Annotated in this window: 19 protein-coding genes; 8 read left to right on the plus strand and 11 right to left on the minus strand. The window is 64.9% G+C overall.

Annotation, left to right across the window (positions count from 1 at the left end; all coding sequences use genetic code 11):
* Positions 1-2 precede the first annotated feature (2 nt).
* Positions 3-884: a TIGR03619 family F420-dependent LLM class oxidoreductase gene (locus AB431_RS26290; RefSeq protein WP_047333823.1), complete on the plus strand. Its 882-nt coding sequence runs from the start codon at positions 3-5 to the stop codon at positions 882-884.
* Positions 881-1,282 carry a nuclear transport factor 2 family protein gene (locus tag AB431_RS26295; protein WP_047332415.1) on the plus strand — a complete coding sequence of 134 codons (402 nt, stop codon included), beginning with the start codon at positions 881-883 and terminating at the stop codon, positions 1,280-1,282. The genes AB431_RS26290 and AB431_RS26295 overlap by 4 nt, the downstream gene beginning before the upstream one ends.
* Positions 1,283-1,298: 16 nt before the next feature.
* On the opposite strand, the gene AB431_RS26300 is transcribed toward AB431_RS26295, so the two are convergent.
* Both AB431_RS26300 and AB431_RS26305 read right to left on the minus strand, forming a co-directional pair.
* A complete protein-coding gene (locus AB431_RS26300) occupies positions 1,299-1,568 on the minus strand; it encodes a DUF2510 domain-containing protein (protein ID WP_047332416.1) in 270 nt (89 codons plus the stop codon).
* 288 nt (positions 1,569-1,856) lie between these two features.
* Entirely contained in the window at positions 1,857-2,381 is a 525-nt protein-coding gene (locus AB431_RS26305; RefSeq protein WP_047332417.1) for a gamma carbonic anhydrase family protein, read from the minus strand.
* Positions 2,382-2,485: 104 nt separating this feature from the next.
* On the opposite strand from AB431_RS26305, the gene AB431_RS26310 reads away from it, so the two are divergent.
* Both AB431_RS26310 and AB431_RS26315 read left to right on the plus strand, forming a co-directional pair.
* Positions 2,486-3,643 (plus strand): Rieske 2Fe-2S domain-containing protein, encoded by a 1,158-nt coding sequence (locus AB431_RS26310; protein WP_162489423.1) that lies wholly within the window; start codon positions 2,486-2,488, stop codon positions 3,641-3,643.
* Positions 3,644-3,645: 2 nt separating this feature from the next.
* A complete protein-coding gene (locus AB431_RS26315) occupies positions 3,646-4,104 on the plus strand; it encodes a hypothetical protein (RefSeq protein ID WP_047332419.1) in 459 nt (152 codons plus the stop codon).
* A gap of 86 nt (positions 4,105-4,190) precedes the next feature.
* Here AB431_RS26315 and AB431_RS26320 read toward each other — a convergent pair whose 3' ends face one another.
* Genes AB431_RS26320 through AB431_RS26330 form a run of 3 tightly spaced genes read right to left on the minus strand, consistent with a single transcriptional unit; the run spans position 4,191 to position 7,299 of the window.
* Positions 4,191-5,330 carry a sulfotransferase gene (locus AB431_RS26320; RefSeq protein ID WP_047332420.1) on the minus strand — a complete coding sequence of 380 codons (1,140 nt, stop codon included), beginning with the start codon at positions 5,328-5,330 and terminating at the stop codon, positions 4,191-4,193.
* A gap of 55 nt (positions 5,331-5,385) precedes the next feature.
* Entirely contained in the window at positions 5,386-6,168 is a 783-nt protein-coding gene (locus tag AB431_RS26325) for an SDR family oxidoreductase (RefSeq protein WP_047332421.1), read from the minus strand.
* A 3-nt stretch (positions 6,169-6,171) separates the two neighbouring features.
* On the minus strand, positions 6,172-7,299 hold the full coding sequence (locus tag AB431_RS26330) for a hypothetical protein (protein ID WP_047332422.1): 1,128 nt from the start codon (positions 7,297-7,299) through the stop codon (positions 6,172-6,174).
* A 124-nt stretch (positions 7,300-7,423) separates the two neighbouring features.
* On the opposite strand from AB431_RS26330, the gene AB431_RS26335 reads away from it, so the two are divergent.
* Complete coding sequence (locus AB431_RS26335) at positions 7,424-8,335, plus strand: IclR family transcriptional regulator (RefSeq protein ID WP_047332423.1); 912 nt, start codon at positions 7,424-7,426, stop codon at positions 8,333-8,335.
* A 30-nt stretch (positions 8,336-8,365) separates the two neighbouring features.
* Here AB431_RS26335 and AB431_RS26340 read toward each other — a convergent pair whose 3' ends face one another.
* From AB431_RS26340 to AB431_RS26360, 5 genes are all read right to left on the minus strand, one after another.
* Positions 8,366-8,758 carry a hemophore-related protein gene (locus AB431_RS26340; protein ID WP_052960404.1) on the minus strand — a complete coding sequence of 131 codons (393 nt, stop codon included), beginning with the start codon at positions 8,756-8,758 and terminating at the stop codon, positions 8,366-8,368.
* Between the two features lie 94 nt (positions 8,759-8,852).
* Positions 8,853-10,964 carry a RecQ family ATP-dependent DNA helicase gene (locus AB431_RS26345; RefSeq protein ID WP_047332424.1) on the minus strand — a complete coding sequence of 704 codons (2,112 nt, stop codon included), beginning with the start codon at positions 10,962-10,964 and terminating at the stop codon, positions 8,853-8,855.
* Between the two features lie 31 nt (positions 10,965-10,995).
* Entirely contained in the window at positions 10,996-12,048 is a 1,053-nt protein-coding gene (dmpG, locus tag AB431_RS26350; protein ID WP_047332425.1) for a 4-hydroxy-2-oxovalerate aldolase, read from the minus strand.
* Positions 12,045-12,995 carry an acetaldehyde dehydrogenase (acetylating) gene (locus AB431_RS26355; RefSeq protein ID WP_047332426.1) on the minus strand — a complete coding sequence of 317 codons (951 nt, stop codon included), beginning with the start codon at positions 12,993-12,995 and terminating at the stop codon, positions 12,045-12,047. Before AB431_RS26355 ends, dmpG begins: the two co-directional genes overlap by 4 nt.
* 13 nt (positions 12,996-13,008) lie before the next feature.
* The gene (locus AB431_RS26360; protein WP_047332427.1) at positions 13,009-13,794 is read right to left on the minus strand and encodes a 2-keto-4-pentenoate hydratase; all 786 of its coding nucleotides are present in this window, start codon (positions 13,792-13,794) and stop codon (positions 13,009-13,011) included.
* A 154-nt stretch (positions 13,795-13,948) separates the two neighbouring features.
* Here AB431_RS26360 and kstD point away from each other — a divergent pair, with 154 nt between their 5' ends.
* The 3 genes from kstD (at position 13,949) to AB431_RS26375 (ending at position 17,271) form a co-directional block, all read left to right on the plus strand.
* Positions 13,949-15,661: a 3-oxosteroid 1-dehydrogenase gene (kstD, locus tag AB431_RS26365; RefSeq protein ID WP_047332428.1), complete on the plus strand. Its 1,713-nt coding sequence runs from the start codon at positions 13,949-13,951 to the stop codon at positions 15,659-15,661.
* Position 15,662: 1 nt separating this feature from the next.
* Complete coding sequence (locus tag AB431_RS26370) at positions 15,663-16,523, plus strand: MaoC family dehydratase (protein ID WP_047332429.1); 861 nt, start codon at positions 15,663-15,665, stop codon at positions 16,521-16,523.
* Positions 16,524-16,689: 166 nt separating this feature from the next.
* Positions 16,690-17,271 carry a hypothetical protein gene (locus tag AB431_RS26375; protein ID WP_144418372.1) on the plus strand — a complete coding sequence of 194 codons (582 nt, stop codon included), beginning with the start codon at positions 16,690-16,692 and terminating at the stop codon, positions 17,269-17,271.
* Between the two features lie 51 nt (positions 17,272-17,322).
* Here the strand turns inward: AB431_RS26375 and AB431_RS26380 are convergent, their stop codons facing one another.
* The gene (locus AB431_RS26380) at positions 17,323-18,165 is read right to left on the minus strand and encodes a DUF559 domain-containing protein (protein WP_047332430.1); all 843 of its coding nucleotides are present in this window, start codon (positions 18,163-18,165) and stop codon (positions 17,323-17,325) included.
* Between the last annotated feature and the right edge of the window lie 108 nt (positions 18,166-18,273).

The raw sequence follows: 18,273 nt of genomic DNA on the forward strand, positions 1-18,273 counted from the left end.
GCATGCAGTACACGGTCAGCATCGCGTTCAGCCCGCTCGATCAGCTCATCGAAATCGCGAAGGCGGCAGAAGAACTCGGCTTCGACAACATCGCGTTGCCGGACTCTATCTTCTACTTCGAGAAGCAGTCGGTCGACTATCCCTATACCGCCGACGGCAAGCGGATGTTCGACGAGAACTCGCCCTGGGTCGATCCCTTGATCCTCGCGGGTGCACTGGGTGCGGTGACGTCGAAGCTGCGCTTCTACACAAACGTGATGAAGCTCGGCTCGCGCAACCCGCTGCTGCTGGCCCGCCAGGTCGGATCGGTGGCGAACTTGACCAACAACCGGTTCGGGTTCGGCGTCGGAATCGGCTGGGCGCCTGAGGAATTCGAGTGGTGCGGGGTGCCCTATGCGAAGCGGGGCAAGCGCGTCGATGAGATGATCGACGTCATCAAGCTGGTGCTTGCCGGCGGCATGGTCGAGTTCCACGGCGATTTCTACGATTTCGATCGGCTGCAGATGAGCCCGGCACCCTCGAAGCCGGTGCCGTTCTACGTCGGCGGCCACACCGATGTGGCGCTGAGACGCGCCGTCCGGATCGGTGACGGCTGGACCAGCGCCATGATGACCTGCGACCAGTTGGCCGAAACGATCTCGACGCTCAAGAAGATGCTCGCCGAGAACGGCCGTGCCGACGACCCCTTCGAATACCAGGCCGTCTGCATCGACAAATTCGGCGTCGACGGTCACCGCGACCTCGTGCAGGCAGGTGTCACCGACTACATCGGCATCCCGTGGGTGTTCGAAGGACTTCCGTTCGACGCGCCGGTCGACAAGAAGATCGACTCGATGAAGCGGTTCGCCGAAACCTACATCCACTCTGGCTGGCAGGAGCAATGAGCACGCCGGCCCACGAGGCGGGACGGCGGTCCCGTGAAGCGGCCATGGCACGCAACAAGGAAGCGTGGCTTGCGGTGTTCGCCGACGACGCGATTGTCGAAGACCCGATCGGGCCATCGCATTTCGACCCCGAGGGCAAGGGCCACCGCGGCAAGGACGCGATCGCGAAGTTCTACGACATGGCGATCGCGCCGAGCAGGCTCACGTTCCATTTCGAGAAGACCTACCAGTGCGGCGACGAGGAAGCCAACGTGGGTCATATCGTTATCGAATCGAGTGGCTATCGGGTGATCGCCGAGGGCGTGTTCACCTACCGCGTCAATGACTACGGCAAAATCGTTGCGCTGCGGGCGTATTGGGAGCTCGACAAGGCCACGGCGAGCGCCCAGAAGATCTAGGGCCCTGACAACGGCCCTACGCGTGACGCGTTTCGGACGTCCAGACCCGGCCGTCGTAGTACCGCACCAACCGGTGATCATTCTGATCCGGGTACCACCCCGGCGTCAAACCACCCGATTGAACCGGCTCATGGCGGACGGGTTGTTGCTGCACGACCGTCCGCTCGCGATACGGCCGCTCACGTGGTGCCAAGGCGAAACGTACCGCCCACACGACCACCGCGATGATGACGATGACGAACACGATCCAGATCAACGAGTTGAGCGACCCGACGACGTTGGACATGGTGAACCCCTATTGGCTAGGCAGCGGGCGCGGCGGCTTCTTGGAAGTCGATGCGCCATTCACTTAATGCGGGCGTAGCTAATGAGCAGGCCGCGCATACTGCGGCGTTGATCGTGGGATAACCACATGCCGGGCAAATATCGAGTGCCATGGTCTCCTCCACGCGCCGCAACTTGTATTCAACTAGCGGGGCAATACCCTGGGCGGTCGGCAGCCAAACGCGCCGGCGCCGCCGGCGCGAAGAAAGCCCGGGCCGTCTGGTCCACCACAAACAGCCGAAAGGCGAGGTCAGACCTCTTCGAAGCCGTCCCGGTAGCGCTGCGCCAGGTCCTGGTACGCCTTGGGGTTGATGTTCACCCAGACCTCGGCGCGGGTGCCGGCGATCGGGCCCTTCACCTTCGCCGGTGAACCCGTGACCAGCACCTCGTCGGGGATGTGTGTGCCACCGACCACCAGCGAGTGCGCGGCGATCATGCTGCGCGCCCCGATCACCGCTCCGTCGAGCACCGTGCAGTGGTTGGCGATCAGTGCCTCGGCGCCGACGTGCACGCCGTGGATCGTGCACATGTGCGCGATCGTGGCCCCCGGACCGATGTCGACCGGGATGCCAGGTGGGGCGTGCAGCACCGACCCGTCCTGCACGTTGGCACCCTCGCGGATGACGATCGGCGCGTAGTCGCCGCGCAGTATCGCGTTGAACCAGACCGATGCGCCGGCCTCCACGGTGACGTCCCCGATGAGCACGGCCGTCGGTGCGACGAAGGCGGTCGGATCCACCCGGGGTGATCGGCCTTCGAACGAATACATCGGCATCGTTCAGATATACCGCACTTCAGGTGGGTAATCCGCAGGCAGCATGGCACTCATTGCGCGATCAGACGTCAAAACTGTAACGTGTTCTAGTTAGAACCTACGAGTTGGAGGGGCGCGAGGTGACAAGCGGCATTCGCGAGATCGACACCGGAACCCTGCCGGACCGGTACGCCCGGGGTTGGCACTGCCTGGGCCCGGTGAACGACTACCTGGACGGAAAGCCGCACCCGATCAATGCGTTCGGCTCCAAATTGGTCGTCTTCGCCGATTCCCACGGCGATGTGCACGTCCTTGACGCCTACTGCCGTCACATGGGCGGGGACCTGTCCCAGGGCACCATCAAAGACGACACGTTGGCCTGCCCGTTCCACGACTGGCGCTGGGGCGGCGACGGCCGCTGCCGGCTCGTGCCCTACGCCAAGCGCACCCCCAAGTTGGCCCGTACCCGGTCCTGGGAGACCGACGTGCGCAACGGGCTGCTGTTCGTCTGGCACGACCACGAGGGCAATCCCCCGCAGCCCGAGGTGCGTATCCCGGAGATCCCGGAGTACACCAGCGGCGAGTGGACCGAGTGGAAGTGGAACTCGATGCTGATCGAGGGCTCCAACTGCCGTGAGATCGTCGACAACGTGACCGATATGGCGCACTTCTTCTACATCCACTTCGGTCTGCCGACTTACTTCAAGAACGTCTTCGAGGGCCACATCGCCTCGCAGTACCTGCACAACGTGGGGCGCCCCGACGTCACGCTGGGCGGCTCGGCCTACACCGAATCGCATCTGGATTCCGAGGCGTCGTACTTCGGACCGTCGTTCATGATCAACTGGCTGCACAACAACTACGGCGGCTACAAAGCCGAGTCGATCCTGATCAATTGCCACTACCCGGTGACGCAGGACTCGTTCATGCTGCAGTGGGGTGTGATCGTCGAGAAGCCCAAGGGCATGGATGACGCCATGAGCGACAAGCTGTCCGATGCGATGGTCGTCGGCGTCAGCAAGGGCTTCCTGCAGGACGTCGAGATCTGGAAGCACAAGACCCGCATCGACAATCCGCTGCTCGTCGAGGAAGACGGCGCTGTCTACCAGATGCGCCGCTGGTATCAGCAGTTCTACGTCGACGTCGCCGACGTGACGCCGGACATGACCGACCGCTTCGAGCTCGAGGTGGACACCGCGCCGGCCAACGAGAAGTGGCAGGTTGAGGTTCAGGAGAACCTCAAGAAGCAGGCCGAGTCTGAAGGACAGCCGACCCAGGTGTGAATATGAGCCCCGAGGAAACGCCCGACGTCGACGATCTGGCGCGGTCCATGCTCGAGCTGCTCGGCGTACACGAGCACGACGAGCCGCACGAGCAGAGCGACGATGCGGCCGGATCATGGTCCAAGGCAGCGACTTTCGCTGCGGATCCAGAACGCATGGCCGCCGTTCAGGAGGCGACCCGCCGGGACAAGGAACGCTACCTGTCGTCCGGTCTGGTGGAGATCGACTGCCGGTTCTGCCACATCGCGGTGAAGGTCAAGAAGCTCGGTGCAGCCCACACCGCCGTGCAGTGGAGCAACGAAGCCCAGCAACGCTGCGCCTACTTCGCCGAGATTCGCCAGGCGGGCGGTAGCAGTGCCCGCACCCGGTCCTGCCCCAGGTTATCGGACAGCATCAAACACGCCGTGGCAGAAGGATGTCTGGAGGAGTACTCCAGCGCACCCGCGCCCGGGGACGGCTGATCCGGCTAGCCGCATTTCGCCCAAACCGACGTTTGGCAGCGAAAATACGGGTGGACTCCCGCATTTCGTCAATCTCGACGGCGGGTTTACAGCCCCTTGAAGCGCTCCTTGACCTGTTCCTCGGTCAACCCGTAGTCGGCCAGCGAGTAGGTGTGCTTCGGTGCCCTCGGGCCCTGCTTGCTCTCCTCGTCGGTGCGCTGGATCGCCGCCCGCGCATCGTCGGTCATGTCAATGTCGAAGTGCGAGTAGATCTTCTCCACGGTGCGGATCGGTTCGCGGATGAGCTCGAAGTAATCGAGATCGAAGAACTGCGCCGGATTCTGCTTGGCGCGTTCGGCATTGAACAGCTCCAGCCCACGTGACCAGGTCTCGAGCGAGTCGGCGCCGATGACCTTGCCGGTGAAGGTGTTCGACCAGCCCTCCGTCGTGTGCTGAGCCAGTGAGCACATCGACGCCATGATCGTCTCGGCCGGCCGGTGACATTGCACGATCAGCGCATCCGGGTAGACGGCGAACACTGCGTCCAGCGCGAACAAGTGGCTGGGATTCTTGAGCACCCACCGCTTCTCGGGATCGTTGAGCCCGATCAGCTGAAGATTCTTGCGGTGCCGCGCATACGGTTTCGTCCAGTCCTGCCGAGAAAGCCATCGCGAATACGTTGGCACGTGCGCGAGCGTCTCGTAAGACACCGAGTGCAGTGATTGCCGCAGCAGCTGCCAGCACTCCTCCACCTCATCCGCCGTCATGTAGTGCAAGCCGGTGTAATCCGGGTTCTCCTCATGGGCCTTGGCGAATTGCGCATCGATCTGCTGGAAGACCGGGTTGTCTTTCCATGACTCCCGCGGCGGCCGGGGTTGCGGGAACTCGGCGAGCCACAGCTCCAATCCCTGGTGCCGCGGGTCGGCGGTCAGTAGCCGATGAATCGCAGTGGTGCCCGTGCGGGGCAGGCCGGTGACGAAGATCGGTCGTTCGATCGCGACGTCGACGTGCTGCGGATACTGTTTGAAAGCAGCTTCCGAAACCAGCCTGGCCACCAACGCATTTCGTACGAAGAACCGATGCATCTTGCTGCCGAGCTCGGTGAGGTCCGCCTCATTGCGAAACGATTCGAGCAGCACACTCAGTGCTTCCTGATAGTTGTCGTCGTCGACGCCGAAGTCGTCCATTCCCGAGGCCTTGATGGCAGAGGCCTTCAGGCTCTCGACGGTAAGGAAATCAGCGCTCATCAGAGTTCCACCTCGTTCGCTCCGGCCCTCGCCCGTACCTCACTCGTTCCCACCATCAGTTGTGGTACTCCCCGCAGTTCACGTCCAGGGTCTGGCCGGTGATCCCGCTGGACAGATCACTGGCCATGAACAAGATGGCCGAGGCCACCTCGTCCTCGGTGGGCAGCCGCTTGAGATCGCTGTTGACCGCGGCGGCCTTGTAGATCTCGTCGACGGTCGTTCCGTACTTGCCGGCCTGGTGCTCGAAATAGCCCTGCAGCGTCCCGCCCCAGATATAGCCCGGCAGAACGGAATTCACGCGAACGCCCTGCGGTCCGAGCTCACTGGCCAACGACTGCGACATCGACAACAACGCCGCCTTGGCCAACTTGTAGGCACCCTGCTTGGGGTCGGAATGCCGCAACACCATCGAGTTCACGTTGACCACCGACCCGTTGGCCTCGACCAAAGCCGGGGTGAAGCCCTGGATCAACCGCAGTGCGCCGAGCACCGTGAGCTCGACCGTCTCGCGGATGTGGTCGAACGAGGTGTTGGCGAACGGCTTCATCGACGGGACCTTGAACGCGTTGTTGATCAACACGTCGACCTTGCCGTATGCGGCAAGGGTCTCCTTGACCAGATTGTCCACCTGGGCCTCGTCGGTGATATCGGTGCCCACCGACAGCGCACGCCGGCCGAGGTCGGTGACCTGCTTGGCCACATCCTCGAGGCGGCCGACCGTTCGAGCGGCCAACACCAGGTCGGCACCTTCCTCGGCACATCGGCGCGCCAGCGTCGTACCCAGCGCCGGACCAACGCCACTGATCACGACGACCTTGTTCTCGAGCAAGCCGGCCATGTGTTAACCCACCATCCTGTTGCCAATTAGTTTCTGGCGCAGCGCGATCCGCTCCCGCCAATCGTCCTCGGAGATCTTGTTCTGCTCGTAGTAGGGCAGCTTGCCCGCCACCGCGTCGAGATCGACGACCTCCATGGTGGGGCCGTCAGCCTCGGTCAGTTCACGCGATACCCGCTGCCAGCGGAACTGCAGGTAGCCCTTGTCATGTCCAAGCGTCTCAACCCAGTTGGTGACGCCGGGGTTCTTGTCGGAGACGACGATGCGGATTTTGCCGTCCGGATCAGCCTGCGCCTGCGTGCCGTTGAGCGAGGTCTGATGATTGATGTAGTCCAGCGAGATGTACCAGAGACTGCCGAGCTGGAAACCGAGATACGGGGCGTCACTGACCGGCAACGTGATGACGATCGCCTGATCGGAGGTGATGTCGTAATGGCCCACCGATGAGTACTGGGTAGCCAGTCCTCCCGGAGTGAGGCGGGGCGCGGTCAGCGTGTTGACCGGCAGGTTGTCGTAGAACCACTTCGGGAACTGAAGCCAGGTCTTGACGCGCTGGACCAGCTGTTTGCCCGCCGTCGCCCAGCGCCTTTCGATCAATTCCTTGGTCAACGCCGGCGGTGCGGTGCCGGCTGTGTCGGTGCGTGCGATGGCGAAGCTTCCCCGCTGCGCCGACCAGTCGTTGTACACCTCGCGAATTACCAACTGCGCGTTGCTGTCCGGGGTGAACCGCCATTCGAAGGTGCCGTCGGCGGCGATGTCGAGCTTGCGGTCGTCGAACGCGGTTTCGCTGTCCGGGACAACTTCGTCGGTGTACTCCCCACCGAGCAGCTGGAAGCTGACGTCAGTGGTGGTCCCACGCTTGCCGGTGACGACGTACTCGTGGCCGGCCGCGACCCTGGTGCCGAAGTACATCGTGTCCGGGTTGTCCAGGCCCATCTTGGTGAACGGCCCAGTGCCCGAATGCAGGAACGGATGGTCGCGGTCGTAGTCGAACGCGACGTGCGTGCACGCGGCAACGCAGCCCGCCAGATATTGCAGCCCCTCCAGCAGATCGGCCTCGCTCTCGATGAACGGAGCGTCTTTGACCAGACGTTCGGACTCGGCAATGGCGTCCACCAAGGGCTGTGTGTACATGACCGCCTCGCGTTTCAAAATTGGACCGCACTGGTACGTTGTCGGAACTGAGACTAGAACGCGTTCTAATCTCCGTCAACCAGTCATACGGTCCATATATGGAACGCAGAGGTAGGATTTTGCAATGCCAGACGGTTCCACTTCCAGTCGATCATCGCCCCCCACGCAGCGCGTTGTGGCGATCCTGGATTTCCTGGCCAAGCATCCGCAGGACAAGTTCGGACTGTCAGAACTCGCCCGCCGCCTGGACCTGGCCAAGCCCACCTGCCTCGGCATCGTCACGACGTTGACCGAGTCGGGCTACCTGGTCCGCGATTCGGCCGACAAGACCTACCGGCTCGGGCCCAGCCTGATCACACTGGGACATCTGGCTCAGGAGTCGCTGCGGGTCAATCCGGCGGCGCGCGCCGAACTCACCCGCCTGTCGAGGACCTTCGAGACCACTGCCGCGCTGGCCGGTGTCGTCGATGACCGGATCACGCTGCTGGAGTTGGTCGGCCCCCCCGGCTCCGACGTCGGGGTGCGGGTCGGGCAGAGCTACCCGTTCGCACCGCCGGTGGGTCTGATGTTCGTGCTGTGGGACGACGAAGCACTGCGGGGCTGGCTCGGCCGCACACCGACCATCCCGCTGCGGACGGCCACCGCGCGGCTGGACCGGGTGATCGCCGAATGCCGGACGGCGGGATACCTCGTCGAGCAACTCACCCCCGGCGGCCGGCGGCTCTATGCGCTGATGGCGGGCATGTCGAGCGCGATGCCCGACGAGCTGCGTGCGCTGTTGGGCGAGTTGATCTCCGATATCGGCGAGCGGGTGTACCTGAGGACCGAGTCCGAGGGGCCGGGATCGCGCCAGCGCCACGACGTCAGCGTGATCTCCGCTCCCGTCTACGACCACCACCACCGGCAGGCGATGGTCGTATCGCTTCAAATCGGTCGGGCCCTCACTGATTCCGAAATCGCCAAGCACGCAAAGGGTTTGGTGGCCACCGCCGACGCACTCACCGCGCAGCTCGGCGGGACCAAACCACAGTGGTGATCTCGCGGGGCCAAGCCCCGACGGCGGCGATTACAGCTCGCCGATGACGACCAGCGCCTCGGCGGGCTCGACCTGCAGGCCGCACCGGTTCTGAAAATCGTTCAGGGGCGCCTTGATGGCCCGGATGTCGTTGGCCTGGTCGGGGTGGTCGTTGAAATAGGTGTTGAACGCACCGATCGCACTGAAGGCCGACTGCCGCGTGGCATCCAGCAGCGCCTGGTTGGCGTCGGGGTGCACGGCGAAGTAGTCGGAGAGGTTCTTGGTCACCGAACTGATGGTCGCCGACAGACCCGCGGCCGAACAGTCGGACGCCGCCGCAGGGGCGGGCGCAGGTGTCGGGTCAGCGACAGCAGCCGGAATCGACAGGACCGCACCGGCCGCACCTGCGGCCAGCCCTGCAAGAACAGCACGACGGACGAACATTGTATTTCTCCCTTCACGGCGCGCGGTAGTACGGCCGCACAGCACTGAAGTGAATGTCGTGTGCCCTCGGACCGGTGTTACCCAGACGGGGATGTCAGCTGGTGGCCGCAAGCACCAACGGCAGCACGGCGGGCGCACCGGCTTGCCTGACCACCCGCGCGGCCATTGTCAGCGTCCACCCGGTATCAGTCAGATCATCGATCAGCAAGACGGGTCCACCCGATGCAGCGATCGCCGAAGAATCCGGCGGCACCCACGAATCATCCAGTGCGGCCACCCGATAGGCGGAGTTGGTGGCCGTGACGGGCCGGCGCCCCGGCGTATACCGCAGAACTCCGAGGTCGGTCAGCCTGCCGATGCTTGCCAGTTCACGCGCCAGCGACGAGATCAGGATCGGATGGGTGTCGGCATCCATCGCGAGCACGGCGGTGGGTCGGTCCGCCCAGGTCCATGAGGCCAGTACCTTCACCGCGGCCCGCACGATGTCGGGCGGCACATCACCGTCGGGTTCGTCCAACAGCCTGCGCAGTCGCGGACCCCAACCCAGGTCGGTCAGTCGACCGATCGACCGTCCCTCCGCCGGGCCGTCGACGATGCGACCGCTCAGTGCGACGCCGAGTTTGGCGAGCCCGGAAGGCCACTGCTTGCGCGGTGTGATCTGAAGGCCCGGCCGCATGAGTCGGTCCTGGGTGAGCGCCGCAGTTCCCTCGTCCACCACCGCGCTGAAGTCCGAACCCGCGCAGTTGTCGCAGCGGCCGCACCGTTCCCCTTCGGTGAGCTCGGGATCGTCGAGTTGTCTGCGCAGGAACGTCATTCGGCATTCGTCGGTGCTCTGGTAGTCGAGCATCGCCTGCTGCTCGCGGCGGCGGGCCTCGTCGAGCTGGCGGTAGCGAGCCTCGTCGTAGTCCCACGGTTGGCCGGTGGCCAGCCAGCCGCCTTTGACGCGCCGCACCGCACCGTCGACGTCGAGCACCTTCAGCACCATCTCCAGCCGGGTGCGGCCCAGATCCACCAATGGCTCCAAGGCGGGTGTCGACTGTGGGCGGTCGGTCTCCAGAGCATGAATCACATTGCGCACCATGGCTTCCGATGGGAACGCCACCGACGCGAAATACCGCCAGACGTCCTGATCCTCACGTCCGGGCAACAGCACCACCTCGGCACTGTCCGTGGAGCGGCCAGCACGACCGACCTGCTGGTAGTACGCGATGGGTGAGGAGGGCGCTCCGAGATGCACGACGAAACCGAGATCCGGTTTGTCGAACCCCATTCCGAGCGCGGACGTGGCGATCAAAGCCTTCACCCGATTGGCCAACAGATCGGCTTCGAGTTGTTCGCGCTCGGCGGTTTCCGTGGATCCGGTGTAGGCGGCCACTTCGTGTCCACGCTCGCGCAGCAGTGCGGCCACGTCGTTCGCCTGGGCGACGGTCAGCGTGTAGACGATTCCGGAACCTGGCAACGACCCCAGGTGGTCGGCCAGCCACGCCATGCGCTGCGCGCCACCACCGGCCTGAACCACGGACAATCGCAACGACTCACGATCCAGCCCACCGCGCAGCACGAGCGTGTCCCGGCCGCCACCCGGCACATCGTCGGCACGGCCGACGCCCAACTGAGCCGCGACATCGGTGACGACACGGTCATTGGCCGTGGCGGTGGTCGCCAAAACCGGTACGTCCGAGCCGAGTTCGGCGATCAATGTTCGGATGCGCCGATAGTCGGGCCGAAAGTCGTGACCCCAGTCCGACACGCAGTGCGCCTCGTCGACCACCACCAGTCCGGCGTCGGCCGCCAGGGCGGGCAATACGGTGTCGCGAAACTCGGGATTGTTCAGCCGCTCCGGGCTCACCAACAAGACATCGAGGTCGCCGTTTCGGACCCGCCGGTGGATCTCATCCCATTCGGTGACGTTGCCCGAGTTGATGGTGGCCGCACGAACACCCGCGCGCCCCGCGGCCGCTACCTGGTTGCGCATCAACGCCAGCAAGGGCGACACGATGACCGTCGCACCGAGGCCCTGCTCGCGCAGCAGCTTCGCGGCGATGAAATACACCGCCGACTTGCCCCACCCGGTCCGCTGGACGACCAGAGCCTGGCGGCGCTGCACCACCAGCGCTTCGATGGCCGTCCACTGGTCGTCACGCAGCACGGCGGTCGGCCCCGCCAGCTGTTGGAGGAGAACCTGTGCGGCCTCGCGCGTTGTCATGCGCCCCATCGTGCCCCGGGGCAACGACACGCTAGGAGGTGGGCGTGGCCGCCTGCTCCCGCTGGATCTCCAACGCGATGTCGATCAGCTGGTCCTCCTGGCCGCCGATCAGCTTGCGCTGGCCGGCCCGGTGCAGCAACTGGTGCGCCGGCACACCGTAGCGCTCGGACTGGCGAATGGCGTGCTTGAGGAAGCTGGAGTACACCCCGGAGTAGCCCATGATCAGCGCGTTGCGGTCCAGCAGGCACTCGGCCGGCATAGCCGGCGCGACGACCTCCTCGGCGGCGTCGGCGATGTCGAAGAAGTCGATGCCGGTCTTGACGCCGATCTTGTCGAAGACCCCGATCAGCGCTTCGACCGGAGCGTTGCCGGCACCGGCGCCGAATCGGCGGCAGGATCCGTCGATCTGCTTGGCTCCGGCGCGGACCGCCTCGATCGAGTTGGCGACGCCAAGGCCGAGGTTCTCGTGGCCATGGAAACCTACCTGCGCGTCGTCACCGAGCTCGGCGACCAGCGCGGCCACCCGGTCGGCCACGCCCTCGAGGACCAGCGCGCCGGCGGAGTCGACGACGTAGACGCACTGGCAGCCGGCGTCGGCCATGATGCGGGCCTGGGCGGCCAGCTTCTCCGGACTGATCGTGTGGCTCATCATCAGGAAGCCGACGGTCTCCAGGCCGAGCTCGCGGGCCAGTCCGAAGTGCTGGATCGAGACGTCGGCCTCGGTGCAGTGGGTGGCGATCCGGCAGATCGAGCCGCCGTTGTTCTGGGCTTCCTTGATGTCTTCCTTGGTGCCCACACCGGGCAGCATCAGGAAGGCGATCTTGGATTCCTTGGCCGTCTCGGCGGCCAGCTTGATCAGCTCCTGCTCGGGGGTCTTGGAGAACCCGTAGTTGAAGCTCGAACCACCCAGCCCGTCACCGTGCGTCACTTCGATGACCGGCACGCCAGCGGTGTCCAGGGCGGCGACGATGGCGCCGACCTCCTCCTTGGTGAACTGATGGCGCTTGTGGTGGCTGCCGTCGCGCAGGGACGTATCCGTCATCCGGACATCCCAGCTGGGATCGAACCAAACTTCTGCACTCATGCTTGCGCACCTGCCCTACTAATCTGCTCTTCGCGCGAGCGCTCATCGCCACCCGACGCGCGCTCTTTCGCGATCTCCTCGCCCACCTTGGTGGCCGCGGCGGTCATGATGTCCAGATTTCCAGCGTAGGGCGGTAGATAGTCGCCCGCACCCTCGACTTCCACGAACGTGGTGACGAGGTGATGGCCGCCGTTGTAGACCGTCGGCTCATCGAACTGCGGCTCATTGAGCAGGCGGTAGCCCGGCACATAGGTCTGCACCTCGGCGACGACATCCTTGATGGACTGCGTGATCGCATCGTGGTCGGCGTCCTCGGGGATCGCGCAGAAGATGGTGTCGCGCATGATCATTGGCGGGTCAGCCGGGTTGAGAATGATGATCGCCTTGCCCCGCCTCGCGCCGCCGATCACCTCGACGCCGGCACTGGTGGTCTTGGTGAACTCATCGATGTTGGCCCGGGTGCCGGGGCCGGCCGACGCCGACGACACCGACGCGACGATCTCGGCGTAGGGGACGTCGACAACGCGGCTCACCGCGTAGACCATCGGGATCGTGGCCTGGCCGCCGCAGGTGACCATGTTGACGTTCGGCGCGTCCAGGTGCGCACGCAGGTTGGCCGGCGGGATCACGCCGGGGCCGACGGCGGCCGGGGTCAGATCGATCGCGCGGATACCGGCCTCCTCGTAGCGGGGCGCGGCGGCCCGATGCACGTAGGCGCTGGTGGCTTCGAAGACCAGGTCCGGCTTCTCCGACTGCGCCAGCAACCAGTCCACGCCCTCGTGGCTGGTCTCCAGGCCGAGCTTGCGCGCCCGGGCCAGACCCTCGCTCTCGGGATCGATGCCGATCATCCAGCGCGGCTCGAGCCACTCCGAGCGAAGGAGCTTGTACAGCAGGTCGGTGCTGATGTTGCCCGACCCGACGATGGCGACAGAACTCTTCTGGGGCATGTAGAGCCTCCTCTTATTCGAATGACAGCCGGACTGACCCCAGACCGGCGAAGTCCGCGACGAACTCGTCGCCTGGGCGGGCGTCGATGGCCCTGGTGCACGATCCCGGCAGCACGATGTCGCCCGCCTTCAACCGCACGCCGAAGCTCTCGACCTTGCGGGCCAGCCACGCCACCGCGGTGACCGGGTTGCCCAGCACGGCGTCGCTTCGGCCCTCGGCCACCACTTCGCCGTTGCGGGTGAGCACCGCGTCGATACCCCTGATGTCAACATCTTTCGGCGACACCCGCTCCTTACCGAGCACGTATCCGGCCGACGACGCGTTGTCGGCGATCGTGTCGCACAACGCGATCTTCCAGTCCTTGATCCGGGTGTCGATCAATTCGATGGAGGGAGCGAACGCCGCGGTTGCCGCGAGCACGTCGTCTTCGGTGCAGCCGGCGCCGGGCAGGTCGTCGGCGAGGATGAAACCAACCTCGACCTCGACGCGCGGGAACAGAAACCGGCCGGCCGGCACCGGCTTGTCTTCGAACACCTCCATGTCGGCCAGTAGGTGGCCGTAGTCGGGCTCGTCGACGCCCATCATCTTCTGCATGGCCTCCGACGACAGGCCGACCTTGTGTCCGACGACCCGGGCGCCCTCGGCGACCCGCTGACGAATGTTGATCAGCTGGATCTCGTAGGCGTCGACGACGTCGATATCGGGGTGATTGGACGTCAGCGGCGTCATCGGAACGCGACTGCGTTCCGCTTCGGCAAGTTCGGCGGCAAGCTCTTCGCGCGTGGAAACGCTCAGCATTCCCGGGAGTCCCATCGTCGGTGTGACCGGGGCGAACGGCGCCCGGTGCGGGCAATTCTAGTGCGGTCCGGGGGCCCGTGGGGTAAGCGTTCCGCTGATCGGAAAGGAGGGGTCGGTAGCGCCCGGACGGGGCAATTCTATAACGTGTTCTAGTATGACAGCTCAGGAGTTCGACGTCGTCGTCGTCGGAAGCGGCGCTGCCGGCATGGTCGCCGCGCTGACCGCCGCTCACCAGGGACTATCGACAGTCGTCGTCGAGAAGGCCGCGCACTTCGGCGGCTCGACCGCCCGCTCGGGTGGCGGCGTGTGGATCCCGAACAACGAGATCCTCAAGCGTGACGGGGTCACCGACACCAAAGAAGCCGCGCGCACCTATCTGCACGCGATCATCGGCGACGTGGTGGAGCCCGAGCGCATCGACACCTACCTCGAGCGCGGCCCGGAGATGCTCTCGTTCGTGCTCAAGCACACGCCGCTGAAGATGTGCTGGGTGCCGGGATACTCCGACTACTATCCGGAGACCGCCGGGGGACGCCCGGGGGGCCGGTCGATCGAACCAAAGCCCTTCGACGCCAAGAAGCTCGGTCCCGACGAGCCCTACCTGGAGCCGCCGTACGGCAAGGTCCCGCTCAATGTGGTTGTGATGCAGCAGGACTACGTGCGCCTCAACCAGCTCAAGCGCCACCCCCGCGGCGTGCTGCGCAGCCTGAAGGTCGGCGCACGCACGATGTGGGCAGGTGCACGCGGCAAGAACCTCGTCGGCATGGGCCGTGCGCTGATCGCGCCGCTGCGAATCGGCCTGCGCCAGGCCGGAGTTCCGGTGCTGCTCAACACCGCACTAACCGACCTGTATGTAGAAGACGGTGTAGTGCGCGGCATCTACGTACGAGATACGACGGGCCCGGAAGCGGCTGATCCGCAACTGATCCGGGCACGCCGCGGCGTCATCCTGGGCAGCGGTGGCTTCGAACGCAACGAGCAGATGCGAGTCAAGTATCAGCGCGCACCGATCACCGCGGACTGGACCGTGGGCGCGGCCGCCAACACCGGCGACGGCATCGTGGCGGCCGAGAAGCTGGGTGCGGCATTGGAATTGATGGAGGATGCCTGGTGGGGACCGACGGTCCCGCTGGTCGGCGCACCGTGGTTCGCGTTGTCGGAACGCAACTCCCCCGGGTCGATCATCGTCAACCTCGCCGGCAAGCGCTTCATGAACGAGTCGATGCCCTACGTCGAGGCCTGCCACCACATGTACGGCGGCCAGTATGGGCAGGGTCCCGGCCCTGGCGAGAACGTGCCCGCCTGGCTGGTCTTCGACCAGCAGTACCGCGACCGGTACATCTTCGCGGGATTGCAGCCGGGACAACGGATTCCGAAGAAGTGGATGGAGTCCGGCGTGATCGTCAAGGCCGACACCCTGGAGGAGCTGGCCAAGGTGACCGGCCTTCCGGCGGACGCCTTCCTGGCGACCGTCGAGCGGTTCAACGGGTTCGCCCGCTCGGGTAAGGACGAGGACTTCCACCGGGGCGAAAGCGCCTACGACCGCTACTACGGCGATCCGACCAACAAGCCCAACCCCAACCTCGGCGAGATCCGCAACGGTCCGTTCTACGCGGCCAAGATGGTGCCCGGCGACCTCGGCACCAAGGGCGGAGTGCGCACCGATGTCCACGGCCGGGCGCTGCGCGACGACGGTTCAGTGATCGAAGGCCTATACGCGGCCGGTAATGTCAGCTCGCCGGTGATGGGTCACACCTATCCCGGTCCCGGCGGCACCATCGGCCCCGCGATGGCGTTCGGGTACCTGGCGGCTTTGCACATCGCCGGAGCCGCTGGGCCGGCGACATCCAGCACAGGGAAGGGCTGACATGCCGATCGATCCGTCCGTCGCGCTCGCTGCCGAACTGGATCCCATCGAGTTCTCTTGGACCAGTAGCGATATTCAGCTCTATCAGCTGGGCCTGGGCGCAGGCGCGGACCCGATGGATCCCAAGGAGTTGCGTTACCTGGTGGACCGCACCCCGCAGGTGCTGCCCACCTTCGGCAATGTGGCGGCCAGCTTTCACCTGACCGAGCCGCCCGCGGTGCAGTTCCCGGGGATCGACATCGAGCTGAGCAAGGTGCTGCACGCCAGCGAGGCGGTCACGGTGCCCGCTCCGCTGCCGCCGAGCGGCACCGCGACGTCGGTGCAGCGCTTCACCGAGATCTGGGACAAGGGCAAGGCGGCGGTCATCGTCAGCGAGACGACCGTGACCGACCCGGACGGCAAGCTGTTGTGGACCACCAAGCGATCGATCTTCGCCCGCGGTGAAGGCGGTTTCGGTGGCGAGCGCGGACCGTCGACGTCGGTCGCCGCCCCGGATCGTGCGCCGGACATCGAGATCTCGGTTCCGGTGCTGCCCCAGCAGGCGCTGCTGTACCGGCTCTGCGGTGACCGCAACCCGTTGCACTCCGACCCCGAATTCGCTTCGGCGGCAGGCTTTCCCAAGCCGATCCTGCACGGGCTGTGCACCTACGGCATGACCTGTAAGGCGCTGGTGGACACGCTGTTGGACTCCGACGTGTCGCAGGTGAAGTCTTACGGTGCGCGCTTCGCCGGGGTCGTATACCCGGGCGAGACCATCAAGGTCAGCGCGTGGAAGGAAGACGGCCGCTACGTCGGCGTGGTCACCGCACCCAGCCGCGAGGACGCCGTCGTGCTCTCCGACGTGGAATTGATTCCGGTCTGAGGGTCAGCTGTCGTTGACGAAGAGGTGTGATTTCTCCGTCAACTTCGTGGTTCGGTCCCGCATACAGTGGACTCCGGGGTAGGAACGCAGCAAGCAAACTTTGATGCTCCTACAGAAGGACTCCTCTATGAAGCCCTCGCGGACTAAGACCGTCGGCCTGATCGGTGTGGCACTGCTGGTGGGCACCGCAGCAGTCGGCTGCGGCGGTGATGATAAGGAATCCTCCTCGTCGTCGTCGGCTACGAGCTCGTCATCTACGGGATCATCGGGCTCGGAGACCACCAGCGCCGCCGCCACTGCCGCGCCCGCAGGCGACTACAGCAAACTGCTGCTAAAGGCTTCCGACATCGACCCGAGCTTCACCGCCAGCCCGCCGGAGACGCCCCCGACCGGTATCACCGGCATCGGTCAGACCATGGCCAACACCGCGCAGAACCAGATCATCAAGTTCCAGATCATGATCGAAACGGATGCCGCCGCGGCGGTCAAGAGGCTAAATGAGGCAAAGGCAACGATCTCCACGGAGGTCGACGGGGCACCGCAGCCCGCCGACGTCGGCGACGGCGGCTTCATCGCCACCGGCAAATCGCCCGACGGCTCGAAAGCCATCACCGAGGTGTATTTCACGCAGGGTAAGGCAGCCACGAGCGTCGAGTTCTCCAGCGCGCCGAACGATCCGGTGCAGAACGACACCGCTCTGGCGATCGCCAAGATGCAGGCCACGCAGATCAAGAACAACCTGTCCTGAGACTCGAACGTAACGCCACGGCGCCGAATCGCCTGATTCTCCGCCGTGGCGTTACTGTCGGCGTGCCAAGGCAGCTGCGATTTTGCGTATCACTGTGCCCGGGGTGTCCTCGGCCGTGAATCGCAAGACCATCCACCCGAGTTCGATAAGTTCGTCGTACCGACGGATGTCCTTTTCGAACTGTCTGCGGTCAGTGCGGTGGTGTGCCCCCTCGTACTCGATCGCGATCTTCAGGTCTTCATATCCCATATCGACCTCGGCAATCAGAACGCCGTATTCGTTGTGAACAGGGATCTGAGTCTGTGGGCGCGGGAAGCCAGCCCTAATGATCACCAGGCGCAACCATGTTTCCTTCGGCGACTCGGCGCCAGAGTCGACGAGCTCAATTGCGGCGCGGGCCTTCTTGATTCCCCGACGACCCCGATAGCGGTCGGCCAGCAACTCGATGTCAGCGACCTTCAGGCGCGTCGCTCGCGCCAACGCGTCCACCGCCGTTATCGCTGTGTCTGTCGGGTACCAGCACAGCAGATCGAAGGCTGTCCGCGCGGGAGTGGTCAGGGCCAAACCGTCCTTCAGACATAGCTCGTCGGACTCGATGACACAGGCGCGCGTTATCACGCCCGGTGTCGGTCGACGATTGGTATCGCTGATTTCCGCGGCACGCCGGTTGTCGATCCATCTGGCGCCGTGGACGGCTGATGCCGAGAAGCCGACCAGTACGCCCCGTCTTCGCGATCGCAACCAGGACGCCTTCGCGCGCAAAACCGGACTAAGCTCAGCGTTCACCGGAATGTACACGTCCTGATGGATCGCGCGAAACTTCGTCCGAAGTTCATGCCGGGTCAGCCGACCGAGCGCCAATGCTTCGCTTCCTATAAACGGAACGTCCTCCATGGCGGAAGTGTGCCGCGGAGGGCCGACAAGCCCGCGACAGGAACGCCACGGCGGCGAATCGATCGATTCTGCGCCGTGGCGTTACATTCGCCGCGAGGAGGCGCCGCC

This window comes from Mycobacterium sp. EPa45 (assembly GCF_001021385.1).
In the GTDB taxonomy this organism is placed as follows: Bacteria; Actinomycetota; Actinomycetes; order Mycobacteriales; family Mycobacteriaceae; genus Mycobacterium.